Source organism: Kocuria sediminis (assembly GCF_009735315.1).
Classification (GTDB): Bacteria; Actinomycetota; Actinomycetes; order Actinomycetales; family Micrococcaceae; genus Kocuria; species Kocuria turfanensis.
Map to the genome: position 1 here is coordinate 130,749 of NZ_WOGU01000002.1, position 19,023 is coordinate 149,771.

Sequence of the window (19,023 nt, forward strand, 5' to 3'; positions counted from 1 at the left end):
TCCGTGCGCCGGCTCCCCGGCGCGGGCTCGGCTCAGCGCAGGTGCTTCTCGAAGCCCACGTCGTACACGCCGTCCGCGTAGCTGTGGGCGACACCGGGGAGCGGGACGTACCCGCTGCCCCGGTAGAGGGCGTAGGCCTCGGGCTGGCGGTTGCCCGTGGTGAGGTAGATGCGCCGGTAGCCGGCGGCGGCGGCGAGCCGCTCGAGCTCGGCCAGGACCCGCCGGGAGAACCCCCGCCGGCGGTGCCCGGGGTCCGTCCAGATGCGCTTGAGCTCGGCCGTGACGTCGTCGTGCCGCCGGAAGGCGCCGCCGGCCACCGTCAGCCCGCCCTCGAGCAGCAGCACCAGGGCGCCGGTGGGCGCCCGGAACTCGTCGACGGGGTGGTGCTCCATCTCCTCCGCGCCGATCGACGCACCGTAGCGCGCCACGTACTCCCGGTGCAGGCCCGCCAGCAGCGGCCGCGTGCGGGGGTCGCCCGGGGGCACGACGACGAAGCCGTCCGGGGCGGCTGCCGCGCTCACGGAAGCCGGCGGTAGGTCAGGTCGCGCGGCACGCGTCCCGCCTCCCGGGCCTTGCGCTCGAAGCTCGTCAGGACCCGGCCCTCCCAGCGGGGGGCCCAGCCCACGTCCGGGTGCTCGTCGTCCGCGAGCGGACCCGGGTGCAGGTTCTCGAACTGCGGGGCGGCGTCCAGGACCTCGCGCATCACGAGCGCGTACTCCTGCCAGTCCGTGGCCAGACGCCACAGCCCGCCCGGGGCGAGCACCCGTGCGGCCAGCTCGGCGAAGGCGGGGGAGACGAGGCGCCGCTTGTGGTGGCGGGTCTTGTGCCAGGGATCCGGGAAGAACACCCACAGCTCGTCGACCGAGGCGGGGGCGAGCATGTGCTCCAGGACCTCGGGGGCGTTGGCCTGGACCACCCGGACGTTGTCCACCCCGGCCTGGCCCGCCTTGAGCAGCAGGTCCGCGATCCCCGGCTTGTACACCTCGACGGCGAGGTAGTTCCGGGCGGGGTCCTGCGCGGCGGCGTGCACGACGGCCTCGCCCAGCCCGGAGCCGACCTCCACGACCAGGGGCGCCTCGCGCCCAAAGGCCGCGGCCGCGTCGAGCTCGTGGTCGGGGTGCACGGAGGTGTCGGTGCGCACCCGCGGGACGTCCAGCACGCGTGTGGGCGCCCAGTCGTCCCACGCCTTCTGGCGGCGGGCGGTCAGGCGGTCGCCGCGGCGCACGAAGGAGTACGGCCGGCGGTGGAAGGCCTCCGGGACGGGGCCCTGGCCCGCGCCCCCGGCGTGCTCTCCGGCGGCCACCTCGGCAGTGTCTTCGGACGTCGTCCCGGCGCTCTGTGCCGCGCTCTCTGCGGTGCTCTCAGCAGCGGGCTCTTCGGCAGGTGTGTCGGCGGGTGTGTCGGCAGGGGAGGGAGTGTGCTCGGTCATCGCCCTACATCCTAGGCGCAGGCCGGACCGGTGCGGTGGTGCTGTCCGGGGGGAGCGGTTCGGCCCAGCGCCGGCGAGGCGCCTCCCACACGGCGAAGCGGGCCAGCAGCTCGTCCGCGTCCTGGGCGACCACGGCGGCGTCACGGTACTCGGGGCGCACCAGCCCCGCGGCGGACATCTCGGCGACCGCCTCCAGCAGGGGCTGCCAGAACCCGGCGACGTCGAGGAAGCCGACGGGCTTGGCGTGCACGCCCACCTGCAGCCAGGTCCACGCCTCGAAGATCTCCTCCAGGGTGCCGAGCCCTCCGGGCAGGGCCACGAAACCGTCCGCGAGGCGGGCCATCTCCGCCTTGCGCTCGTGCATCGTCCCGACGACGTGCAGCTCGGTCAGGCCGGTGTGGGCCGTCTCGTCCTCGACGAGGGAGCGCGGCATCACTCCGATCACCTCGCCGCCGGCGGCCAGGGCGGCGTCGGCGACGACGCCCATCAGTCCCACGTGACCGCCGCCGTAGACCACGCCCACCCCGCGGCGGGCGAGCTCGGCGGCGAAGGCCGCGGCGGCCTCGGCGAACAGGGGGTCCGAGCCCAGGGAGGCTCCGGTGTATACGGCAAGTCTCATGGGGACATTCTCGCCGCACCGGCGCCGATACCATGAATCCGGCTGCACGGCGCCCCGCCACCCATCCGCAGCGGCGCGTGCCGCCCCGAGCACCGTCCGTCCCTGCACCCAGACCCAGACCCAGACCCAGCCTTAGACCCAGCCATCAGCGTCTGCACCCGCAGACCGCCCGCACCCCCAAGCCCCGCCCGCACCCGAAGCCGCACGTCCCCCGCCCCATCCCGAGGACCCACCATGAGCAAACCGACCCCCGGCCACCCGGTCCGTTCCCGTCTGCGTCTCAGCGGCAGGGCGGACCGGGTCGTGCTGGTGGCGGCACTGGGGATCCTCAGCGCAGTCAGCCCGATGGCCACGGACATGTACCTCGCGTCCATGCCGGCCATGGCCGTGCACTTCGGCGCCTCGACCTCCGCGGTGCAGCTGACCCTCACCAGCTACATGGTCGGCATGGCCCTGGGACAGTTCCTGCTGGGCCCGGTCTCCGACGTGCTCGGAAGGCACCGGCTCATGGTCGCCGGCAACGTGCTGTTCCTGCTCAGCTCCGTGGCCGTGGTCCTCGCGCCCAGCGTCGGCGCAGTGATCGTGCTGCGCGCGGTGCAGGGCGCCGCCGGCGCGGCGGGCGTGGTGATCGCCCGGGCCGTGGTCTCGGACATCGCCTCCGGACGCCGGGCCGCCCAGCTCTTCTCGGTGCTCGCCACCATCACCTCCCTGGCCCCGGTCGTGGCGCCTCTGCTGGGCGGGGTGATCGCCACCGTGGCTCCGTGGCAGACCGTGTTCTGGGCGCTCGCCGCGTTCGGGCTGCTGATGCTCGCGTGCTCGGTCCTCGTGGTCCCGGAGACCCTGCCGCCGCACCGGCGGCACCGAGGCGGGGTCGGGGCCGTCGTCGGCGGGTCCTGGCGCGTGCTGCGCACCCCGTCCTTCATGGGCTACGCGCTGGCCTTCGGGTCGGCGTTCGGGGCGCTGTTCTCCTACATCTCCGCCTCCTCCTTCGTGGTGCAGAACGTGCTCGGCTACTCGGCGCTCGGCTACTCCGTGATCTTCGCCGTCAACGCCTGCGGCTCGATCCTGGGGGCCCTCGTCAACACCCGGCTCGTCGGCAGGGTGGAGCCCGGGACGGTCCTGCGCACCGCGCTCGTGGTCATGGGAACGGTCAACGTGGTGGGCCTGGCCCTGGTCCTCGCGGGCATCACCGGGTGGACCACGCTGGCGCACCTGTTCGTGAGCCAGGCCTGCATCGGCTTCGTCCTCGGCAACGCCGTGGCGCTGGCCCAGTCGCGGGTGCCCGGCCGGGCGGGTGCCGGCTCGGCGGTGCTCGGGCTGGTCCAGTTCCTCATCGGTGGTCTCGTGAGCCCGCTGACCGGTCTGGCCGGGCAGCACAGCGCGGTGCCCATGGCCGTGTCCATGGCGGTGTGCTCCCTGCTGGCCGTGGGCGCCGTGCTGCTCGCGGGCCGGCTCTCCCGCCGTCCGCCGGGAAAGCCGAGCCCGTCCGCCGGCCCGTCCGCCGGCCCGTCCGCCGGCCCGTCTCCGGGCGGCGACAGCCGTGGACCACACCGCGGAGTGCCTCCCGATCCATGACCGGCACCCCGACGTCCCGGCCCTTGACCGGCAGCCGGCCGTCCAGCCCATGACCTGCGGATCGCCGGACCTGTGATTAGATGCCTCCTGCAGAGACGGAGATCACACCCTCGACCGGTTTCCGCTCGACCACCCACCCGACACCCACGGGAGAACACATGCTCCAATCCATCGAGACTGCCCTCGGCACGCTGGGCGGCATCATCTGGGGACCGTACGTCCTCATCCCCCTGCTGCTCCTCACCGGCCTGTACCTCACGGTCCGGCTGGGCGGGCTGCAGTTCCAACGGCTCGGATCCGCGCTGCGCCTGGCGCTGTTCGAGCGCAAGGACGAGGACGCCCACGGCGGCGACGTCTCCCAGTTCCAGGCGCTGACCACGGCGCTCGCGGCGACCGTGGGCACCGGCAACATCGTGGGCGTGGCCACCGCGATCTCGATCGGCGGCCCCGGCGCGCTGTTCTGGATGTGGGTCACCGGTCTGCTCGGCATGGCGTCCAAGTACTCCGAGGCCTTCCTGGCCGTGCGGTTCCGCACCACGGACGCCAAGGGCGAGATCTCCGGCGGCCCGCAGTACTACCTGGAGCGGGGCATCCGCTCCGGTTTCGGCAAGTTCCTGGCGATCTTCTTCGCGATCGCCGCCGCCCTGGCCGCGTTCGGGATCGGCAACATGACGCAGGGCAACTCGATCGCCTCCAACGTCGAGAGCTCCTTCGGCGTGCCGACCTGGATCACCGGCGTGGTGCTCGCGGCGCTGACCCTCGCTGTGCTCGTGGGCGGCATCAAGTCCATCGGCAAGGTGACGGCGGGGTTCGTGCCGTTCATGATCCTCTTCTACGTGCTGGGCGCGCTCTTCATCCTGATCGTGAACGTCGCGGCCCTCCCACAGGCCATCGTCCTGATCTTCACGGACGCCTTCACCGGCACGGCGGCGGTCGGCGGCTTCGCCGGGTCGGCCATCATGCTGGCCGTGCAGATGGGCGTGGCCCGCGGCATCTTCTCGAACGAGTCCGGCATGGGGTCGGCCGCGATCGCCGCGGCCGCCGCCCAGACCACCCACCCCGTCAGGCAGGGCCTGGTGTCCATGACGCAGACCTTCATCGACACCATCATCGTGGTCACCTGCACCGGTCTCGTGCTCATCACCACAGGGGTGTGGGAGCAGGGCGCGGACTTCGCCGCCACCATGACCGGCGACGCCTTCAGCCAGGGCCTGCCCGGACAGTGGGGACACATCGTGGTCACCGTCGGTCTGGTCCTGTTCGCCTACTCCACGATCCTCGGCTGGGCGTACTACGGCGAGCGCTGCATGGAACGGCTCTTCGGCGTCGCTGCGGTGATGCCCTACCGCGTGGTGTTCTCCGCGGTGGTCTTCGTGGGCTGCACGGTGCCGCTGGCCGTGGTCTGGAACTTCGCCGATGTCATGAACGGGCTGATGGCGATTCCCAACCTGGTGGGCCTGCTCATCCTCTCCGGCCTGATCGCCCGGGAGACCAAGCACTACCTGGACCACGACCCGCAGCTGCGGGCGAACCGGCAGCAGATCGATGCGTTCATGGAGGGCCGTCCCGGCTCGATCGACTCCTACGAGCGCACCGGCGTGTGACGCACCGGCGCCCGACCCGCCGGCGCCCGAGGGCCCGACTTCCTGACGGGGGTCGGGCCCTCCGTCTAGCCTGAGGGCATGAGCCGACTTCCCGACCCTCGCCCGTTCTCCTGCGCGGACGCCACCGGTGCGATCTACGACCAGGGCGCCCACGTGACCGACTGGACCCCCCGGGGGCAGGCACCGGTGCTGTGGCTGTCCCCGAGCACGGCGCTGGAGACGGGCACCCCGGTGCGCGGCGGCGTCCCGATCTGCTTCCCGTGGTTCGCCGACGGCGCCGCGGGCGGCCGTGCGCCGAAGCACGGCTTCGCGCGCACGCTCCCGTGGCACGTCGAGTCGCGGGAGTCCTCCGACCACGAGGCCGTGGTCGTCTACCGGCTCACCGACGAGGACGTCACCGACCCGGCCCACCGCGAGCAGTTCCCGTACCGGTTCGAGGCGTACTACGTGGTGCGCTTCGGGACCGAGTTGTTCCTGGAGCTGAGCATCACGAACACCGACGACCGTCCCTTCGACGTCGAGGAGGCTCTGCACGCCTACCTGGTGGTCGGGGACGTGCGGAAGATCCGCGTGGAGGGCCTCGACGGCGCCGGCTACCGGGACAAGGTGCTGGACCGCGACGACTGCGTCCAGGAGGGCGCGCTCCACCTCGAGGGCGAGACGGACCGGGTCTACCGCTCGGACTCGGAGGTCTCCGTGGTGGATCCCGTCCTGGGGCGCGTCCTGCGCATCCGCAAGGAGAACTCGCGGAACACCGTGGTGTGGAACCCGTGGGCGGAGCAGGCGGCCGCCATGCCCGACGTCGGCCCGGACGGCTGGACCGACTTCGTGTGCGTCGAGGGCGCCAACGTCCAGGCCGAGACCGTGCACCTGGAGCCGGACGAGACCCACACCATGGCCTACCGGGTGACGGTCGAGGCCACCGAGCAGGACCCGGGCCGGTCCCCCGCCTGAGAAGAAGGGTGCCCGGGGACCGACACCGGGAGTGGCTCCGGGCCTGCCGCACACGCAGTGCTGCGGAACACCTCGGGCGTCCGGCGGCCGGCACTGGCGGAGGGTGCGGGCCTGTTGCCCGCGCCGCGCTGCGGAACACCTCGGATATCTGACGGTCAGAACGGGGGAGGGTCTGCCGCCTCCGGCGCGCACTCGTCCGGCGGCGTCCTGCCCGGCGGCGTCCTGCCCGGCAGCGCTCGGTCCCGCGCCACTCCGTCCGCGGCCTGCGGCTGCGGCGCCCACGCCGGGGAGGATGTCCCGGTCCACGACGATCCGTCCGGCGACCCGGCCGACGGGTCCGGGACGGTCCGGTACGTCCGCCCGGCCGGGGACGTCCACTCGAGCACTCCGCCGGCGCGCGCCGGCCCCACCTGCCGCACCGACCAGCGGCCGAGCGCACCGCGGCGGTGCTTGACCAGATGGTGGTGACGGCACAGGTGGGCCAGGTTGTCCGCGGCGGTCCGCCCTCCGTCCTGCCACGCCACCGTGTGGTCGAGGTCGCACCGCTCGACCCGTCGGCGGCAGCCGGGAAAGCGGCAGGTTCCGTCGCGCAGCCGCAGCCGGCGGCGCAGGTCCGCGGGCACGGCGTAGGTGGTGCGGTCGTGGTCGAGGACGGCGCCCGTGACGGGGTGCGTCAGGACGCGCTGCCACGAGGATGCGCCCGCGGCGAGCTCCCGCGCGGCGTCCGCGCTGATCGGGCCGTGGCCGGCGAGCACCGGCGCGTCCTCGGGCACCCCGTCGGCGGGACCACCGGGGCGTGCTCCCAGCAGCGTGAGCACGGGAACCGTCACACATACCTGGCCCCGCACGCCGCGCGGGAACGAGGGGTCGTCGGAGACCTCCCCAGCGAGCAGGAGATCGGCGAGGACGTCCGCCCGCAGCTGCGCCTCGGTCCGGACAGCCGCGTGCCCACCGGACCCGGCGACGTGGTCCGCGGAGCTCGGTGCCTCGGCGCCCGGTGCCTCTGTGCTGGTCCCGAACGGCGTGTGCTCGCCGGGCTGCGCCTGCCCGCCGGGCTGCGCGGGCACGGGGCCCAGCGGGCCAGGTGCCGCCCCCGCCGCCGCGGCCGCCTGCTGGGGGTCGAGGAGCGCCACGAGGGCGTCGAGCCGGTCCTGCACCGCGAGCGCCGTGGGCGCGTCGAGCAGCGCGTGCAGGAACGCCATGCCGTCCTCGCCGTGCTCGATCCACACGCGGCGTCCGGCCCGGGCCGCCCGGTGCCTGGCCTCGTGGGTCTCCGCCAGCAGCGCCGCGCGGCGGCGCCGCGACCACGCGCGCAGCTGCGCCACCGTGCAGTGCGGAGCCCGTTCCACCAGTTCGTCAGCGAGCCGCCGCACCAGGGCGGGGGTGCCTCCCGGCCCGGCGGAGCGTCCTCGACCAGCTCCCGCCACTGGTCGGCGATCACCGAGGCGTGGCGGGCGCTGAAGCGGCCCGCCTCCAGCGCCTCGAGCGCTGCGGGGAGGTGCAGGCCCAGCACGAGGGCCTCTCGGACGCGTTCGAGCGCCGTGCCCGCGGGCAGGTGGAGCGCCGGGCCGATCTCGTCGGCGACGTCCCGCACGAGCTGGTCCTCGGTCTCCAGGAGGGAGCACACGAGGTCGTCGGCCGCGGACGGCATCAGCCCCGCGGAGGAGACCCAGTCGATCTCCCGGTCCTCCCAGGCCAGCAGCCACAGACGGTAGATGCCGTGCAGCTGGCGTCCCGCCTCCCGCGCCTGGGCGGCCGCGGAGTCCGCGAGCTGCCCGACGACCGCCCGGACCTCGGCCCGGACGCCGGCGTCCAGCACCCGCTCCCCGGCGGGAGGGGTCCGGTACGGGCCCGGAGCGGGACGGGACCGGCGGTGCGACGTCGTCGTCATGAACCCATTGTCCCGGGCGCCTCGGACGCCCTCAGGGCTGCGCATCCCCGTCCGGTGAACAGGCGGCGCCGGGCCCCGGGTGGGGATGCGAAACGGGTGCCGCCCGTCCGTCAGGACGAGCGGCACCCGCGGAGCTCCTCGGGAGCCGTGCCTACTTGGAGACCACCAGGGCCGCGGCGATCGCGGCCAGGAAGGCGTCCTTCGAGAGGCCGGTGCCGGCCTCGGAGGGGCGGATGCCGTCCTCCTGGGTCATGTCCGGGTTGCGGAAGTACATCGCGAGCAGCCCGGCGGAGAACGCGCCGAGGGCCAGGCCCGCGAGGCGCTTGTTGACGAACGGGGTCAGCAGGGCGGCGCCGATGCCCATCTCGGCGTAGGCCACGAACTTGCCGAAGGCGTCGGCGTCCCACTCCTTGAACTGGGGGACACCGGTGGCGGCGAACTGCTGGAGCCCCGCGGCGGCCTCCGTGGGGAGGTCCTTCTTGCCGTAGCCGGACTGCAGCAGGTAGGCGCCGGAGACGCCGCGCAGGATCGCGTTGGAGAGGCTCATGGTCGGTCCTTTCGGGAGGGGGAACTGGGTCATTGAGTCGTCAATGACCCTATCAGGGGCGGCCCCGCGCCCACCGGGGAACATCGGCCCGCAGCGGACAAGCCGTTCCGGGCGTCCGGCGGCGCCTAGGCTGGCGGTCCGCCCGCGGGACGCCCTCCGCGTCCTGCCACCCGACGGAAGGACAGACATGGACATCGAGACCATGAAGAAGGTTCTGCTCGTTCTCACCAGCCACGACACCCTCGGCGACACCGGGGAGCCCACCGGCTACTACGTCGGCGAGGCGGCCCACCCGTGGAAGGTCTTCCGCGACGCCGGATACGTCGTCGACTTCGCCTCGATCGCCGGTGGGCAGCCCCCGCAGGACGGCAGGGACGAGGACGACGAGGTCCAGCGGCAGTACCTCGAGGACGAGACCGTGCGGGCCTCCCTGTACAACACGCCGCGGATCAGCGTGGTCGACCCGGCCCAGTACGACGCCGTCTACCTCGTGGGCGGGCACGGCACCATGTGGGACTTCGCCGGCAACCCCGACCTGCAGTCGCTGGTGGCCGCCGTGCACGACGCCGGGGGGATCGTCGGCGCCGTCTGCCACGGACCGGCCGGACTCGTCGACGTGGAGCTCTCCACCGGCCTGCGCATCGTCGAGGGACGAAAGGTGGCCGCGTTCACCAACGCCGAGGAGGACGAGGTCGGCAAGTCGGACGTCGTCCCGTTCCTGCTCGAGGACAAGCTCGTCGAGCAGGGCGCGGACGTGCGCACGGCGCCGAACTGGACCGAGCACGTCGTCGTGGACGACCGCCTCGTCACCGGGCAGAACCCCCAGTCCGCGGCCGGTGTGGCCAAGGAGATGACCAAGCTCCTGACCGAGGTGGTGCGCGCCCAGAAGGCCGCCCAGGAGGCGGACTCCACCGCGCTGCGCCAGGCGCGCGACGCCGAGAAGGCCGAGGCCGACGGCGAGGCCTGAGTTCCGGCCGTCGGAGGCGGGCGGCGCGTGCGGGAACGACCCCTGTCCTGCTCGCGGACCCCGCCGTTTCCGGACAGACTGGGGGCGCCGGCCCACCCGGTCCGGCCCAGCGGACACACGGCAGGAGAAGCACATGGCTGACCACAGGAACAAGGTCGCGCTCGTCACCGGCGCCGCCTCCGGCATCGGCGAGGCCTGCGCCAAGGACCTCGCGGCGCAGGGCGCCAAGGTCGTCGTCACGGACATCGACACCCGGCGGATCGACGACGTCGTCCAGGCGATCATGGCCGCCGGCGGCGACGCCGCCGGGTTCCGGCAGGACGTGGCCAAGCCCGAGGACTGCGAAGCCGCGGTCGAGTTCGCCCAGCAGACCTACGGCGGCCTGCACCTGGCGGTGAACAACGCCGGCGTGGGCGGGTCCGCGGACTCCGTCGGCGAGTCGGACCTCGACGCCTGGGTGCGCACCGTGCAGATCGACCTGCACGCGGTGATGTTTGGCATGCGCTACCAGCTGCCGGCCATCGAGCAGGCCGGTGGCGGGGCGATCGTCAACATGGCCTCCATCCACGGCACCGTGGCCACGGCCGCGGGCAACAGCGCCTACACCGCGGCCAAGCACGGGGTGGTCGGCCTGACCAAGCAGGCCGGGGTGGAGTACGGGCAGCGCGGGGTGCGCGTCAACGCGGTCGGCCCCGCCTACATCGAGACCCCGCTGCTGAACAGCGCGCCTCCGGCGGTGCTCCAGGGTCTCGCCGCCAAGCATCCGCTGGGCCGGCTCGGCCGCCCCGAGGAGGTCGCCGCCCTGACCACGTTCCTGCTCTCGGACGCCGCCTCGTTCATGACCGGCGGCTACTACCTGGTCGACGGCGGCTACACGGCGCTGTAACCGGCCCGCCCGTCGCTCTCGCGCCGTTCTCGCCCGTCGCCCTCGCCCGTCGCAGCAGGCCCGTCGTGCAGGCGCGTGGCGCCCGCCGCGACGGGAGCGACGGGCGGCGACGGGCGTGCCGTCCGCCACATCCGGGTGGTGGCACGACGCCCGTGCTGTAGGGTGAGTCGTATTGCATATGGCACTGCTCCCCGTCCCCGGGTGAGCAGGCAGGCGTCGAGCACCCCGTTCTTCTTCCAGCGTGGCACCGTTCCAGACGGTCTCAGCCCGCTCGCAGGGGCTCCAGGAGTCATTCGGCGCAACCCGGCGCGCTACCCCCTTGCCGGGACATCCGATCGAAAGACGTATCCCAGTTTTGGCTACTTTCACCGACCTTGGCGTGCCCAAGGCCCTGTCCGCCGTCCTCGCCCAGCAGGGCATCGAGCAGGCGTTCCCCATCCAGGAGAAGACCCTCCCCGACTCGCTGGCCGGCCGTGACGTGCTCGGCCGCGGCAAGACCGGCTCGGGCAAGACCGTGGCGTTCGCGCTGCCGCTCGTGTCCCGGCTCGCCGGGCTGAGCGGCAACGGTGCCCGTGCGGCCCGCCGCGCCAACCGGCCCACCGGCCTGGTCCTGGCCCCGACCCGCGAGCTCGCCACGCAGATCGACCGCACCGTGGCCCCGATCGCCGAGGCGGCCGGGCTGACCACCACCGTGATCTTCGGCGGCGTCTCGCAGAAGAACCAGGAGAAGGCGCTGGCCAAGGGCGCCGACATCGTCATCGCCTGCCCCGGCCGGCTCGAGGACCTGCTCAAGCAGAACGTCCTCACGCTGGACGACGTCCGCGTGACGGTCATCGACGAGGCCGACCACATGGCCGACATGGGCTTCCTGCCCGTGGTCACCCGCATCCTCAAGCGCACCCCGCAGGGCGGGCAGCGGCTGCTGTTCTCCGCCACCCTCGACGGCGGCGTGGACAAGCTCGTCAAGCAGTTCCTGTCCAACCCGGTCAAGCACTCCGTGGACGCCCCGCAGGCGGCCGTGTCCACCATGGACCACCACGTGCTCGTGGTCGACGCCGACGAGAAGCAGGAGCTCATCGAGGCCCTGGCCGCCGGCACCGGGCGCCGCGTGATGTTCACGCGCACCAAGCACCGCGCCAAGAAGATGGCCCGCAAGCTCACCCAGATGGGCATCCCGGCCGTGGACCTGCACGGCAACCTGTCGCAGAACGCCCGTGACCGGAACCTGGCGCAGTTCTCCGCCGGTGACGTGCGGGTGCTCGTGGCCACCGACGTCGCCGCCCGCGGCGTGCACGTGGACGAGGTCGAGCTGGTCGTGCACATCGACCCGCCCACCGAGCACAAGTCCTACCTGCACCGCTCCGGGCGCACCGCCCGCGCCGGTGCCTCCGGCTCCGTGGTCACGGTGGCCACCAAGGAGGAGCGCCGCGAGGTCACCCAGCTCATGAAGGCCGCGGGCGTCACCGCGAACTTCGACACCGTGACCGTCGGCTCCCCGGCCGTGGCCGAGCTCGTGGGCGAGCGCGCCGAGAAGGTCGCCTACGTGCCGCAGCCGGTCCAGGTGCAGGGCCGTCCGGCGGGCGGTCAGCGCTCCGGCGCCGGCCGGTCCGGCGGCCGCTCCGGCGGCAACCGCGGCCGCGGCGGGCAGAACCGCTCCGAGCAGCCGCGCGGCGCCTCCCGCGACCAGCGCCCCGAGAACGGCGGGCGCGCCGGGTCCCGGCCGGGCAACGGCTCGGCCTCCCGCTCGGCGGCACCGGCGCGCTCGGCCGCGCCCACCCGCTCCGCCGCGCCCGCGTACTCCACCGAGTCCGCGCCGGACCGGGCGACGCAGGCCGCCGCGCGCCGCCGCAGCCGCAGCCCCCGCCGGGCGTCCTCCCCGCAGGGCGCCGCGACCCGCTGAGCCGCGGCTCGCTGAGCGCCGGCACCGTCCACGAGGGCCCGTTCCCCGCTGTCCCGCACTCCGCGGAGCAGCAGGGAACGGGCCCTCGTCGTCGTCCGGGGAGATCGTCCTGCGGGGGTCGTCCGGCGGCTCGTCAGACGGAGGGGGACAGCCCGCGCAGGAACGCCAGGGTGACGTCGGTGTGGGCTTCCACGGGGACGAAGCCGGGCGCGGGCTCCACGGGCAGCTCCCCGGGCACCACGACCACCGGCATCCCGGCGGCCGCCGCGCTCGCGGCCCCGGTCTGCGAGTCCTCGACCGCCACGCACTGCGCGGGGTCCACGCCCAGCCGCCGGGCCGCGAGCAGATAGGGCTCGGGGTGCGGCTTCGCGTGCTCCACGTCCTCCTGGGACACGACCACCCGCAGCACCTCCGGGGCCCCGGACGCGGTGCCCTGCGCGACCACGGTCAGCGCGTTGGTCACGACGGCACCGGGTATGCCGGCCCGTCCCAGCTCGTCGAGCAGCGCCCGCATGCCGGGCAGGAACGGGACCTCGCCCGTGAGGGAGTCGGCCACCTCCTGGCCGAGCTCCGCGGTGATGGCCTCCACGGTGCCCGCGGCCCCGCGCTCGACCATCAGCCGCGCCGAGGCGGGCACGGTCCGGCCCAGCGTGGCGTGGTCGTCCTCGGTGCTCCACCCGACGCCGTACCGGGCGGCCACCGCCCGCTTGGCCACGGCCCACTGGGGCTCCGAGTTCACGAGGGTGCCGTCGTGGTCGAAGAGCACGGCGGCGGGAAAGGCGGGGGAGTTCACGGGCGGGCCTCCTGGGCGGGGTGGAAGGGCGACGACGGGGACTGCGGGTCCAGCGAGCGCAGCAGCTCCAGGGTCAGCTCCCGGTGGGAGCGCAGGTGCAGCAGCCCGGGACCGGGCTCCACGTCCTTCTCCCCGGGCACGACCACCGTGGGCATGCCCGCGGCGACCCCGGCGGCCGCTCCCGCGGGGGAGTCCTCCACCACCACGCACCGCGCCGGGTCCACCCCGAGCCGGCGCGCCGCCGTGAGGTAGGCGTCCGGGTCCGGCTTGGGGCGCACGCCGCGGGCGTAGTCGTCGGTGCCCACGGTGGTCCGCACGAGTCCCGGCGGAGCCGCGGCGGCGGTGTGCCGGGCCAGCGCGGAGCTGGCATTGGTGACGATCGCCGCGGGGATCCCCGCGTCCGCCAGCTCCGTGAGCAGCTCCCCGATCCCGTCGATGAAGGTCAGCTCCGTCCCCTCCAGCACCCGCACGTTGTGCTCGAAGATCGCCCGGAACATCTCGTCGTCGTCGAGCGGCACCCCGATCTGCCGCATGCGGTCGATCGTGGCGGCCACCGGGCGGCCCAGGGTGTCGTCGGTGTCCTGGGGAGTCCAGATCCGGCCGTGCTCGGCGGCGAGGTCCTGCTTGGCGCGGTCCCACAGGGGCTCGGTGTCGACGAGCGTCCCGTCGTGGTCGAAGAGGACGGCGTGCGGGAAACCGGGGGAGGACATGCGCCCCAGCCTACCGGGAGGCCCCCGGCGCTCCCGGGGCGGGGCGGGCGGCGCGGGCGGAGCCGGCCGCCCGCATAGACTGGCGCGCGTGCCGCACGCCCTCGACCCCGCTCCGCCCTGCCCGGGCGCCCTCCTGCGCGGCGGGGCGCCGGCCCCGGGCGGGGACACGAGCGGGACCACGGGCGGGGACACAAGCGGGACCACGGGCGGGACCCCGGGTGGGATCCCCGGCCGGCGGGGCCCGTGACCCGGGCCGACCGCCTGGCCGGGTCCTACGCGCAGATGCTCCGCCGGCCCTGGTCCCGGTCCCTGATGCTGCTCGGCCTGGTGGCCAAGCTGCCCATGGCGATGGTCTCGCTGGCCCTCGTGCTCAGCGTCGACGCCGTGCACGGGCGCGAGCTGGCCGGCTGGTCCGCGGCGGTGCTCGCCCTGGCGCTCGCCGTGACCGGTCCCGCCCGTGGCCGCTGGGTGGACCGCTCGGGGCCGCGCACGGCGATGAGCGTCCTCGGTCTGGCGCAGGCCGCCGCCCTGCTGGGGCTCTGGGCCTCCCTGGCCCAGGCCCCCACGGCGGTGGTCCTGCTCTGCGCCGCCCTGACCGGCGCCCTCACCGCCCCGGGCACCTCGGTGCTGCGCAGCCTGTGGAGCATGCGCGCCCCGTCGTCGTCGTTCGGGCACGCGGCCCAGGCCTGGGAGTCCGTGACCCTGGACGTGGTCTTCATCCTGGGTCCCGCCGCGGTGGCCGCCGTGGCGGGGTGGACGGCGCCCCGGCACGCGCTGCTGGCGGTCGCGGTGCTCGGGGCGACCACGTCCGTGCTGCTGGCCCGTGCCGCAGGTGCCCACTGGCGGATCGCGGTGCGTCCGGCGGCGCCGCACCCCCTGCCCCTGCGGCTGCTGCCCGTCGTCGCCCTCGCGGGCGGCAGCGTGGGAGCCATCACCACCGCGGAGATGGCCGCCGTGGGCGTCGCCGCGGAGGCCGGGCGGGAGGCCCAGGCGGGCCTGCTCGTGGCCCTGCTCTCGGCGGGCTCGATCCTCGGCGGGCTCGTCTACGGGCGCACCGACCCGCCCGGCTCGCGGATCGCCCACATCCACGCGGCGGCGGCCGTGTGGGTGCTGGGCTGCCTGCTCGGGGCCTGGCGCGGCGGGCTCGTGTGGTCGGCGGTGGCCCTGACCGTGGCGGGGCTGGGCCTGGCGATCGTCATCACCGCGCAGTACGGGCTCGCCGCGGCCCGGGCGCCGGAGAGCCGGCGGACCGAGGTGTACTCGTGGATGGCCACCGCCGGGCAGATCGGTGCGGCGGTGGGGGCGGCGGGCTCCGGCTACCTGGACGGCCGGCAGTCCTTCCTGCTCAGCGCGGCCCTGATGGCCGTCGCCTCCGCGCTGGCCGCGGTCTCCGGGATGCCCCGTCCACGGCGCGTCCTCGCCTCGCGCCGGAGCCCCGGGTAGATTGGCCGCATGACCGCCGAGCGCCCCGAGGCCCCCGACATCTCCCCGGTCCCGCCCGAGACCAGGGACTGGACCGTGGTCATCGACCAGGGCTGTGCCGGGTGCGGCTTCGACCCGCGCCTCGACGTCTCCGCCACCGGCGAGCTGGTGCGGAGCACGGTCGACCGGTGGGTCGCCGTCCTCGAGCGCCCCCGGCTGACCGAGCGGCCGCGTCCGGGCACGTGGTCCCCGCTCGAGTACGCGTGCCACGTCCGGGACCTCTGCCGGGTCTTCCGCGAGCGCCTGCGGCTCATGCTCGACGAGGACGACCCGGTCTTCCCCGACTGGGACCAGGACGCCGTCGCGGTCCAGGAGCGCTACAACGAGCAGGACCCGTACGAGGCCTCCGGGGAGATCGCCCAGGAGCTGCGCGCCACGGCCGACGCCTTCGACGCGGTGTCGGCGGAGCAGTGGGACCGGACGGGGCGCCGCGGGGACGGCACGGAGTTCACCGTGGCGCGCCTCGCGGTGTACTTCCGGCACGACGTCGAGCACCACCTGCGCGCCGACGTCCGCGGCTGACCGCCCCGGCCGGGCGCCGGGCTCAGCCCAGGCGCACGGTCCCGTCGTCGTCGACCCGCCATCCGGGGTTGTGCGCGATCTCCCACACGACGCCGTTCGGGTCCGCCACGTGGGCGTGGAACACGCCCCCGAAAGGTCCCTGGCGCGGATCCGTGAGCACGGTCCCGCCGGCCGCCGTCATCGCCGCGACGGCCGCGCGCACCTCGTCCTCGCCGTCCACGTTGTGCGAGAGCGTCACGCCCTGCGCGGACGGCGTCCCCGTGCGGCCGAGGTCCTGGGCGAAGGACGCGGCGTCGAACAGGCCCAGCACCGTGCCGGGGGCCGTCTGGAAGAAGAGGATCTCCCCGGGGACGTCCAGCAGCGGCGCCCAGCCGAGGCCGTGCACGTAGAACCGCCGCGCGGCGTCGAGGTCCGGGGTGGCCAGGGTGACGAAGTGCACGCGCGGGTCCACAGGTGTCTCCTCGGGGTCCGGGGCGCAGTCCGGGGCGGGCTCCGCCTCACCCGACCAGCGTAGCCCGCGGCCGCTGCGCGACGTCAGCCCTGAGCGCGGCCCCGCAGGTGGACGTCACGTGGTCCAGGCTCCGGTGGACGGCGGCGTCGCCGATCGCTCCGAGGGCCCGGGAGGAGGCGGGGCGGTGGCGTCGCGGTGCCGTGTCGGCACCGCGACGGGCTACCCTCGGAAGCAGCGGGGGCGGGCCGGGCCCGCCCGTGCGGGGCGACGGACGGACGGGAGGCCGGATGGCACAGCACCAGGACGAGGTGGAGCCCGCGGAGTCGCCGTACTACCACCGCGTGGTCACGGTGCCCAACGTGGTCTCGGTGGTGCGCTTCGCACTCATCGTCCCGGCCGTGCTCGCGGTGCTGGACATCGAGGAGCGGCCGGTCCGGGCGCTGGTCCTGGTCGCCCTCTTCTCCCTGACCGACTGGGTCGACGGCACCCTGGCCCGGGCGCTGCGGCAGCGCAGCCGGGTCGGGGAGGTGATGGACCCCATCGCGGACCGGCTGGGGACCGTGGCGATCGCGGTGGCCGCGAGCGTCGTGGGGCTCTTCCCCTGGTGGGTCCTGGTGGTCATCGCGGTCGTGGACGTCGTGGTGGGCATCGCCACGCTGGTGCGCGGATCCCTCGGCGCGCTGCGGGTCACCACGGTCGGGAAGGCCAAGACGGCCCTGCTGATGGTCGGGACCGTGCTGGTGCTGGCGGGTCCCGCGTGGTCCAGCCCCGAGGTCACCGACGTGGGCCGGGTGCTGGTCCAGGTCGCCGCGGTCCTGCACGCCCTGGCGGGGATCCAGTACTTCCGCCAGGCCCTCCGGCGCTAGCCATCCGGCCCTGGGCCTCCGATGCCTGGCTCCCGGCGCCGGGGTCCACGGCGCGGCCCACCCCTGGAGGCGCAGCAACGTCCTCGGCGTCGCGTGCCCGCGCCCCGTCGCCGCGCGGCTCGTCCGCGATCGCTGCGGCCCGGCGCCCGTCCGCTCCCGTGTCACGGAGGGACCCGGCGCAGGTCAGGGCAACGGGAAGACGCTGATGAACCACAGGAGGACCAGCGAGAAGACCGCGAAGAAGGGGATGAGGCACCCCAGCACGGTGCGGGGCCCGGAGGTCACCTGGAAGGACTCCGCGGGGGCCGCCGGATCGTACGCCACGTCGATGCCCGAACCGGGGACGGGACGCTGCGCGAGAGGAACCTCCGATTCCCCGGTGACGGATCGTCCCCGGGCGTCGCGGAACCGGTACAGGGCGAAGAAGCGCCGGTTGCGGGTGGTGCCGTCGGCGCCGCTGGTCCAGCCCGCGCGGCTGCCGGTCACGGTGGCCTGCACGCGCGTCCACTCCGCGGCCCGCCGCTCCTGGCGTCCGGCCCGGCGGGCCATGTGGACGAGCGACAGCACCGTGGCCAGGACGAACAACGCCCAGATGACGTACAGCGCGATCCTCACGTGACTCCTCGGCTCCTTCTGGGTGGACACGCTCTCGGTGCACAGGGGGCCGGCTCCGGGTCCGCCCGTCCGCAGGATCGGCTCGGTGCACCCCGCCGCGCCGGGCGGATCCTCCTCGCCGCTGCCTCCTGCCTCGCGGAGGGGCGCGCCCGACGCCCACCGGCACGGGCAGCCACGCACGCTGTGGGGGAGGGGGACCTCAGGCCTCGGGAGGCGGCAGGGCCAGGTAGGCGTGGCGGGCGGCGCCGATGATGCCGGCCGCGTCCCGCAGCTCCGCGGGCACCACGCGCGTGTCGAGGCGCAGCAGCGGGAGGAACAGCTCGTGCTGAGCGGAGATGGCGCCGCCGACGATGATCAGGTCGGGCGAGAAGAGGAACTCGAGGTGGGCCAGGTACTCCTGGAGGCGCTCGGCGTAGACGGGCCAGTCCAGTCCCTCGCGCTCGCGGGCCAGGGCGGAGGCGCGCACCTCGGCGTCCACGCCCCGCAGCTCGAGGTGGCCCAGTTCGAGATTGGGCACCAGCTTCCCGTCCACGATCAGTGCGGAGCCGATCCCGGTGCCCAGGGTGATAAGCAGGACGGTGCCGGCGCTCCCGCGGCCGGCGCCGTAGCGGACCTCGGCGAGCCCCGCGGCATCGGCGTCGTTGATGACCTGCACGGTGCGACCCAGCCTGCCCGTGAGGAAGCGGCGGACGTCCAGCCCGATCCAGGCGTCGTCGATGTTCGCCGCGGAGCACGCCACACCCTGGCGCAGGATCGTGGGCAGCGCCACCCCCACGCTGGCCTCGGGATCCGGCGCGCTCGCCGCCTCGGACAGCTCCGCCACGACGAGCTCGAGCTGCGCGGCGACGGCCTCCGGGGTGGCGGGCTCCGGAGTGGGGCGCTGGAGCACCGGGGTGGTCAGCGCACCGTCGGCCATGTCCACGGCGGAGTACTTGATCCGGGTGCCGCCGACGTCCACGCCGATGTGGTGGCGGTGCAGGGTCGACCAGCCGGTCGAGGCGGGCGTGGGGGCGGAACGGGGCGAGGGACGGACCATCCGACATCCTTGGGTCGAGGTGGGAGCACGCGGCGGCGACGGACCGTGCCGACCGGTTCGACGCGCTCCACCGGAGGCGGGGCGCCGACGTGGCGGCACCCGGCCCATTCTGCCACTGCCTCCGCAGGGCGCCCGGGCAACCTCGAAGCGGTCCTGACCCGCCGCATCGAGGACTG

At 74.5% G+C, this 19,023-nt stretch carries 19 protein-coding genes; 9 read left to right on the forward strand and 10 right to left on the reverse strand.

Annotation, left to right across the window (positions count from 1 at the left end; genetic code table 11):
* Nucleotides 1–32: 32 nt before the first annotated feature.
* The 3 genes from GMA12_RS02825 to GMA12_RS02835 are packed head-to-tail and all read right to left on the reverse strand — an operon-like array spanning nt 33 to nt 2,048.
* A complete protein-coding gene (locus GMA12_RS02825; RefSeq protein WP_162459397.1) occupies nt 33–521 on the reverse strand; it encodes a GNAT family N-acetyltransferase in 489 nt (162 codons plus the stop codon).
* Nucleotides 518–1,429, reverse strand: a complete 912-nt coding sequence (gene trmB, locus GMA12_RS02830; protein WP_156267000.1) for a tRNA (guanosine(46)-N7)-methyltransferase TrmB — start codon at nt 1,427–1,429, stop codon at nt 518–520. Before trmB ends, GMA12_RS02825 begins: the two co-directional genes overlap by 4 nt.
* A gap of 4 nt (nt 1,430–1,433) precedes the next feature.
* The gene (locus GMA12_RS02835; protein WP_156267002.1) at nt 1,434–2,048 is read right to left on the reverse strand and encodes an LOG family protein; all 615 of its coding nucleotides are present in this window, start codon (nt 2,046–2,048) and stop codon (nt 1,434–1,436) included.
* A gap of 234 nt (nt 2,049–2,282) precedes the next feature.
* Between GMA12_RS02835 and GMA12_RS02840 the strand changes: the two genes are divergently transcribed.
* The 3 genes from GMA12_RS02840 to GMA12_RS02850 all read left to right on the forward strand — a co-directional run bounded on the left by GMA12_RS02840 (nt 2,283) and on the right by GMA12_RS02850 (nt 6,181).
* The gene (locus tag GMA12_RS02840; protein ID WP_156267006.1) at nt 2,283–3,623 is read left to right on the forward strand and encodes a multidrug effflux MFS transporter; all 1,341 of its coding nucleotides are present in this window, start codon (nt 2,283–2,285) and stop codon (nt 3,621–3,623) included.
* Between the two features lie 158 nt (nt 3,624–3,781).
* Entirely contained in the window at nt 3,782–5,227 is a 1,446-nt protein-coding gene (locus tag GMA12_RS02845; RefSeq protein WP_156267008.1) for an alanine/glycine:cation symporter family protein, read from the forward strand.
* A gap of 78 nt (nt 5,228–5,305) precedes the next feature.
* Complete coding sequence (locus GMA12_RS02850; RefSeq protein ID WP_156267010.1) at nt 5,306–6,181, forward strand: D-hexose-6-phosphate mutarotase; 876 nt, start codon at nt 5,306–5,308, stop codon at nt 6,179–6,181.
* A gap of 155 nt (nt 6,182–6,336) precedes the next feature.
* Here GMA12_RS02850 and GMA12_RS02855 read toward each other — a convergent pair whose 3' ends face one another.
* A complete protein-coding gene (locus GMA12_RS02855) occupies nt 6,337–7,530 on the reverse strand; it encodes an HNH endonuclease signature motif containing protein (protein ID WP_162459399.1) in 1,194 nt (397 codons plus the stop codon).
* Nucleotides 7,531–8,223: 693 nt separating this feature from the next.
* Nucleotides 8,224–8,619, reverse strand: coding sequence for a hypothetical protein (locus GMA12_RS02865; protein ID WP_156267014.1), 396 nt, complete (start codon nt 8,617–8,619; stop codon nt 8,224–8,226).
* 187 nt (nt 8,620–8,806) lie between these two features.
* Between GMA12_RS02865 and GMA12_RS02870 the strand changes: the two genes are divergently transcribed.
* The 3 genes from GMA12_RS02870 (at nt 8,807) to GMA12_RS02880 (ending at nt 12,372) form a co-directional block, all read left to right on the forward strand.
* The gene (locus GMA12_RS02870) at nt 8,807–9,586 is read left to right on the forward strand and encodes a type 1 glutamine amidotransferase domain-containing protein (RefSeq protein WP_156267016.1); all 780 of its coding nucleotides are present in this window, start codon (nt 8,807–8,809) and stop codon (nt 9,584–9,586) included.
* Nucleotides 9,587–9,719: 133 nt separating this feature from the next.
* Nucleotides 9,720–10,472, forward strand: a complete 753-nt coding sequence (locus tag GMA12_RS02875) for an SDR family NAD(P)-dependent oxidoreductase (RefSeq protein ID WP_156267018.1) — start codon at nt 9,720–9,722, stop codon at nt 10,470–10,472.
* 379 nt (nt 10,473–10,851) lie between these two features.
* The gene (locus GMA12_RS02880; RefSeq protein WP_162459401.1) at nt 10,852–12,372 is read left to right on the forward strand and encodes a DEAD/DEAH box helicase; all 1,521 of its coding nucleotides are present in this window, start codon (nt 10,852–10,854) and stop codon (nt 12,370–12,372) included.
* A 133-nt stretch (nt 12,373–12,505) separates the two neighbouring features.
* Here GMA12_RS02880 and GMA12_RS02885 read toward each other — a convergent pair whose 3' ends face one another.
* Nucleotides 12,506–13,165, reverse strand: coding sequence for an HAD family hydrolase (locus GMA12_RS02885; protein ID WP_162459402.1), 660 nt, complete (start codon nt 13,163–13,165; stop codon nt 12,506–12,508).
* The gene (locus tag GMA12_RS02890; protein ID WP_156267023.1) at nt 13,162–13,875 is read right to left on the reverse strand and encodes an HAD family hydrolase; all 714 of its coding nucleotides are present in this window, start codon (nt 13,873–13,875) and stop codon (nt 13,162–13,164) included. The genes GMA12_RS02885 and GMA12_RS02890 overlap by 4 nt, the downstream gene beginning before the upstream one ends.
* 243 nt (nt 13,876–14,118) lie before the next feature.
* Here GMA12_RS02890 and GMA12_RS19485 point away from each other — a divergent pair, with 243 nt between their 5' ends.
* Both GMA12_RS19485 and GMA12_RS02900 read left to right on the forward strand, forming a co-directional pair.
* Nucleotides 14,119–15,318: an MFS transporter gene (locus GMA12_RS19485; protein WP_156267025.1), complete on the forward strand. Its 1,200-nt coding sequence runs from the start codon at nt 14,119–14,121 to the stop codon at nt 15,316–15,318.
* 9 nt (nt 15,319–15,327) lie between these two features.
* Complete coding sequence (locus tag GMA12_RS02900) at nt 15,328–15,879, forward strand: DinB family protein (RefSeq protein ID WP_156267027.1); 552 nt, start codon at nt 15,328–15,330, stop codon at nt 15,877–15,879.
* Between the two features lie 22 nt (nt 15,880–15,901).
* On the opposite strand, the gene GMA12_RS02905 is transcribed toward GMA12_RS02900, so the two are convergent.
* The gene (locus GMA12_RS02905) at nt 15,902–16,330 is read right to left on the reverse strand and encodes a VOC family protein (protein ID WP_162459403.1); all 429 of its coding nucleotides are present in this window, start codon (nt 16,328–16,330) and stop codon (nt 15,902–15,904) included.
* A gap of 287 nt (nt 16,331–16,617) precedes the next feature.
* Here GMA12_RS02905 and GMA12_RS02910 point away from each other — a divergent pair, with 287 nt between their 5' ends.
* Complete coding sequence (locus GMA12_RS02910) at nt 16,618–17,196, forward strand: CDP-alcohol phosphatidyltransferase family protein (protein ID WP_156267031.1); 579 nt, start codon at nt 16,618–16,620, stop codon at nt 17,194–17,196.
* A gap of 183 nt (nt 17,197–17,379) precedes the next feature.
* Here GMA12_RS02910 and GMA12_RS02915 read toward each other — a convergent pair whose 3' ends face one another.
* Nucleotides 17,380–17,811 carry a DUF3592 domain-containing protein gene (locus tag GMA12_RS02915; RefSeq protein WP_162459404.1) on the reverse strand — a complete coding sequence of 144 codons (432 nt, stop codon included), beginning with the start codon at nt 17,809–17,811 and terminating at the stop codon, nt 17,380–17,382.
* A gap of 199 nt (nt 17,812–18,010) precedes the next feature.
* Entirely contained in the window at nt 18,011–18,847 is an 837-nt protein-coding gene (gene ppgK, locus GMA12_RS02920; RefSeq protein ID WP_156267033.1) for a polyphosphate--glucose phosphotransferase, read from the reverse strand.
* Nucleotides 18,848–19,023 lie beyond the last annotated feature (176 nt).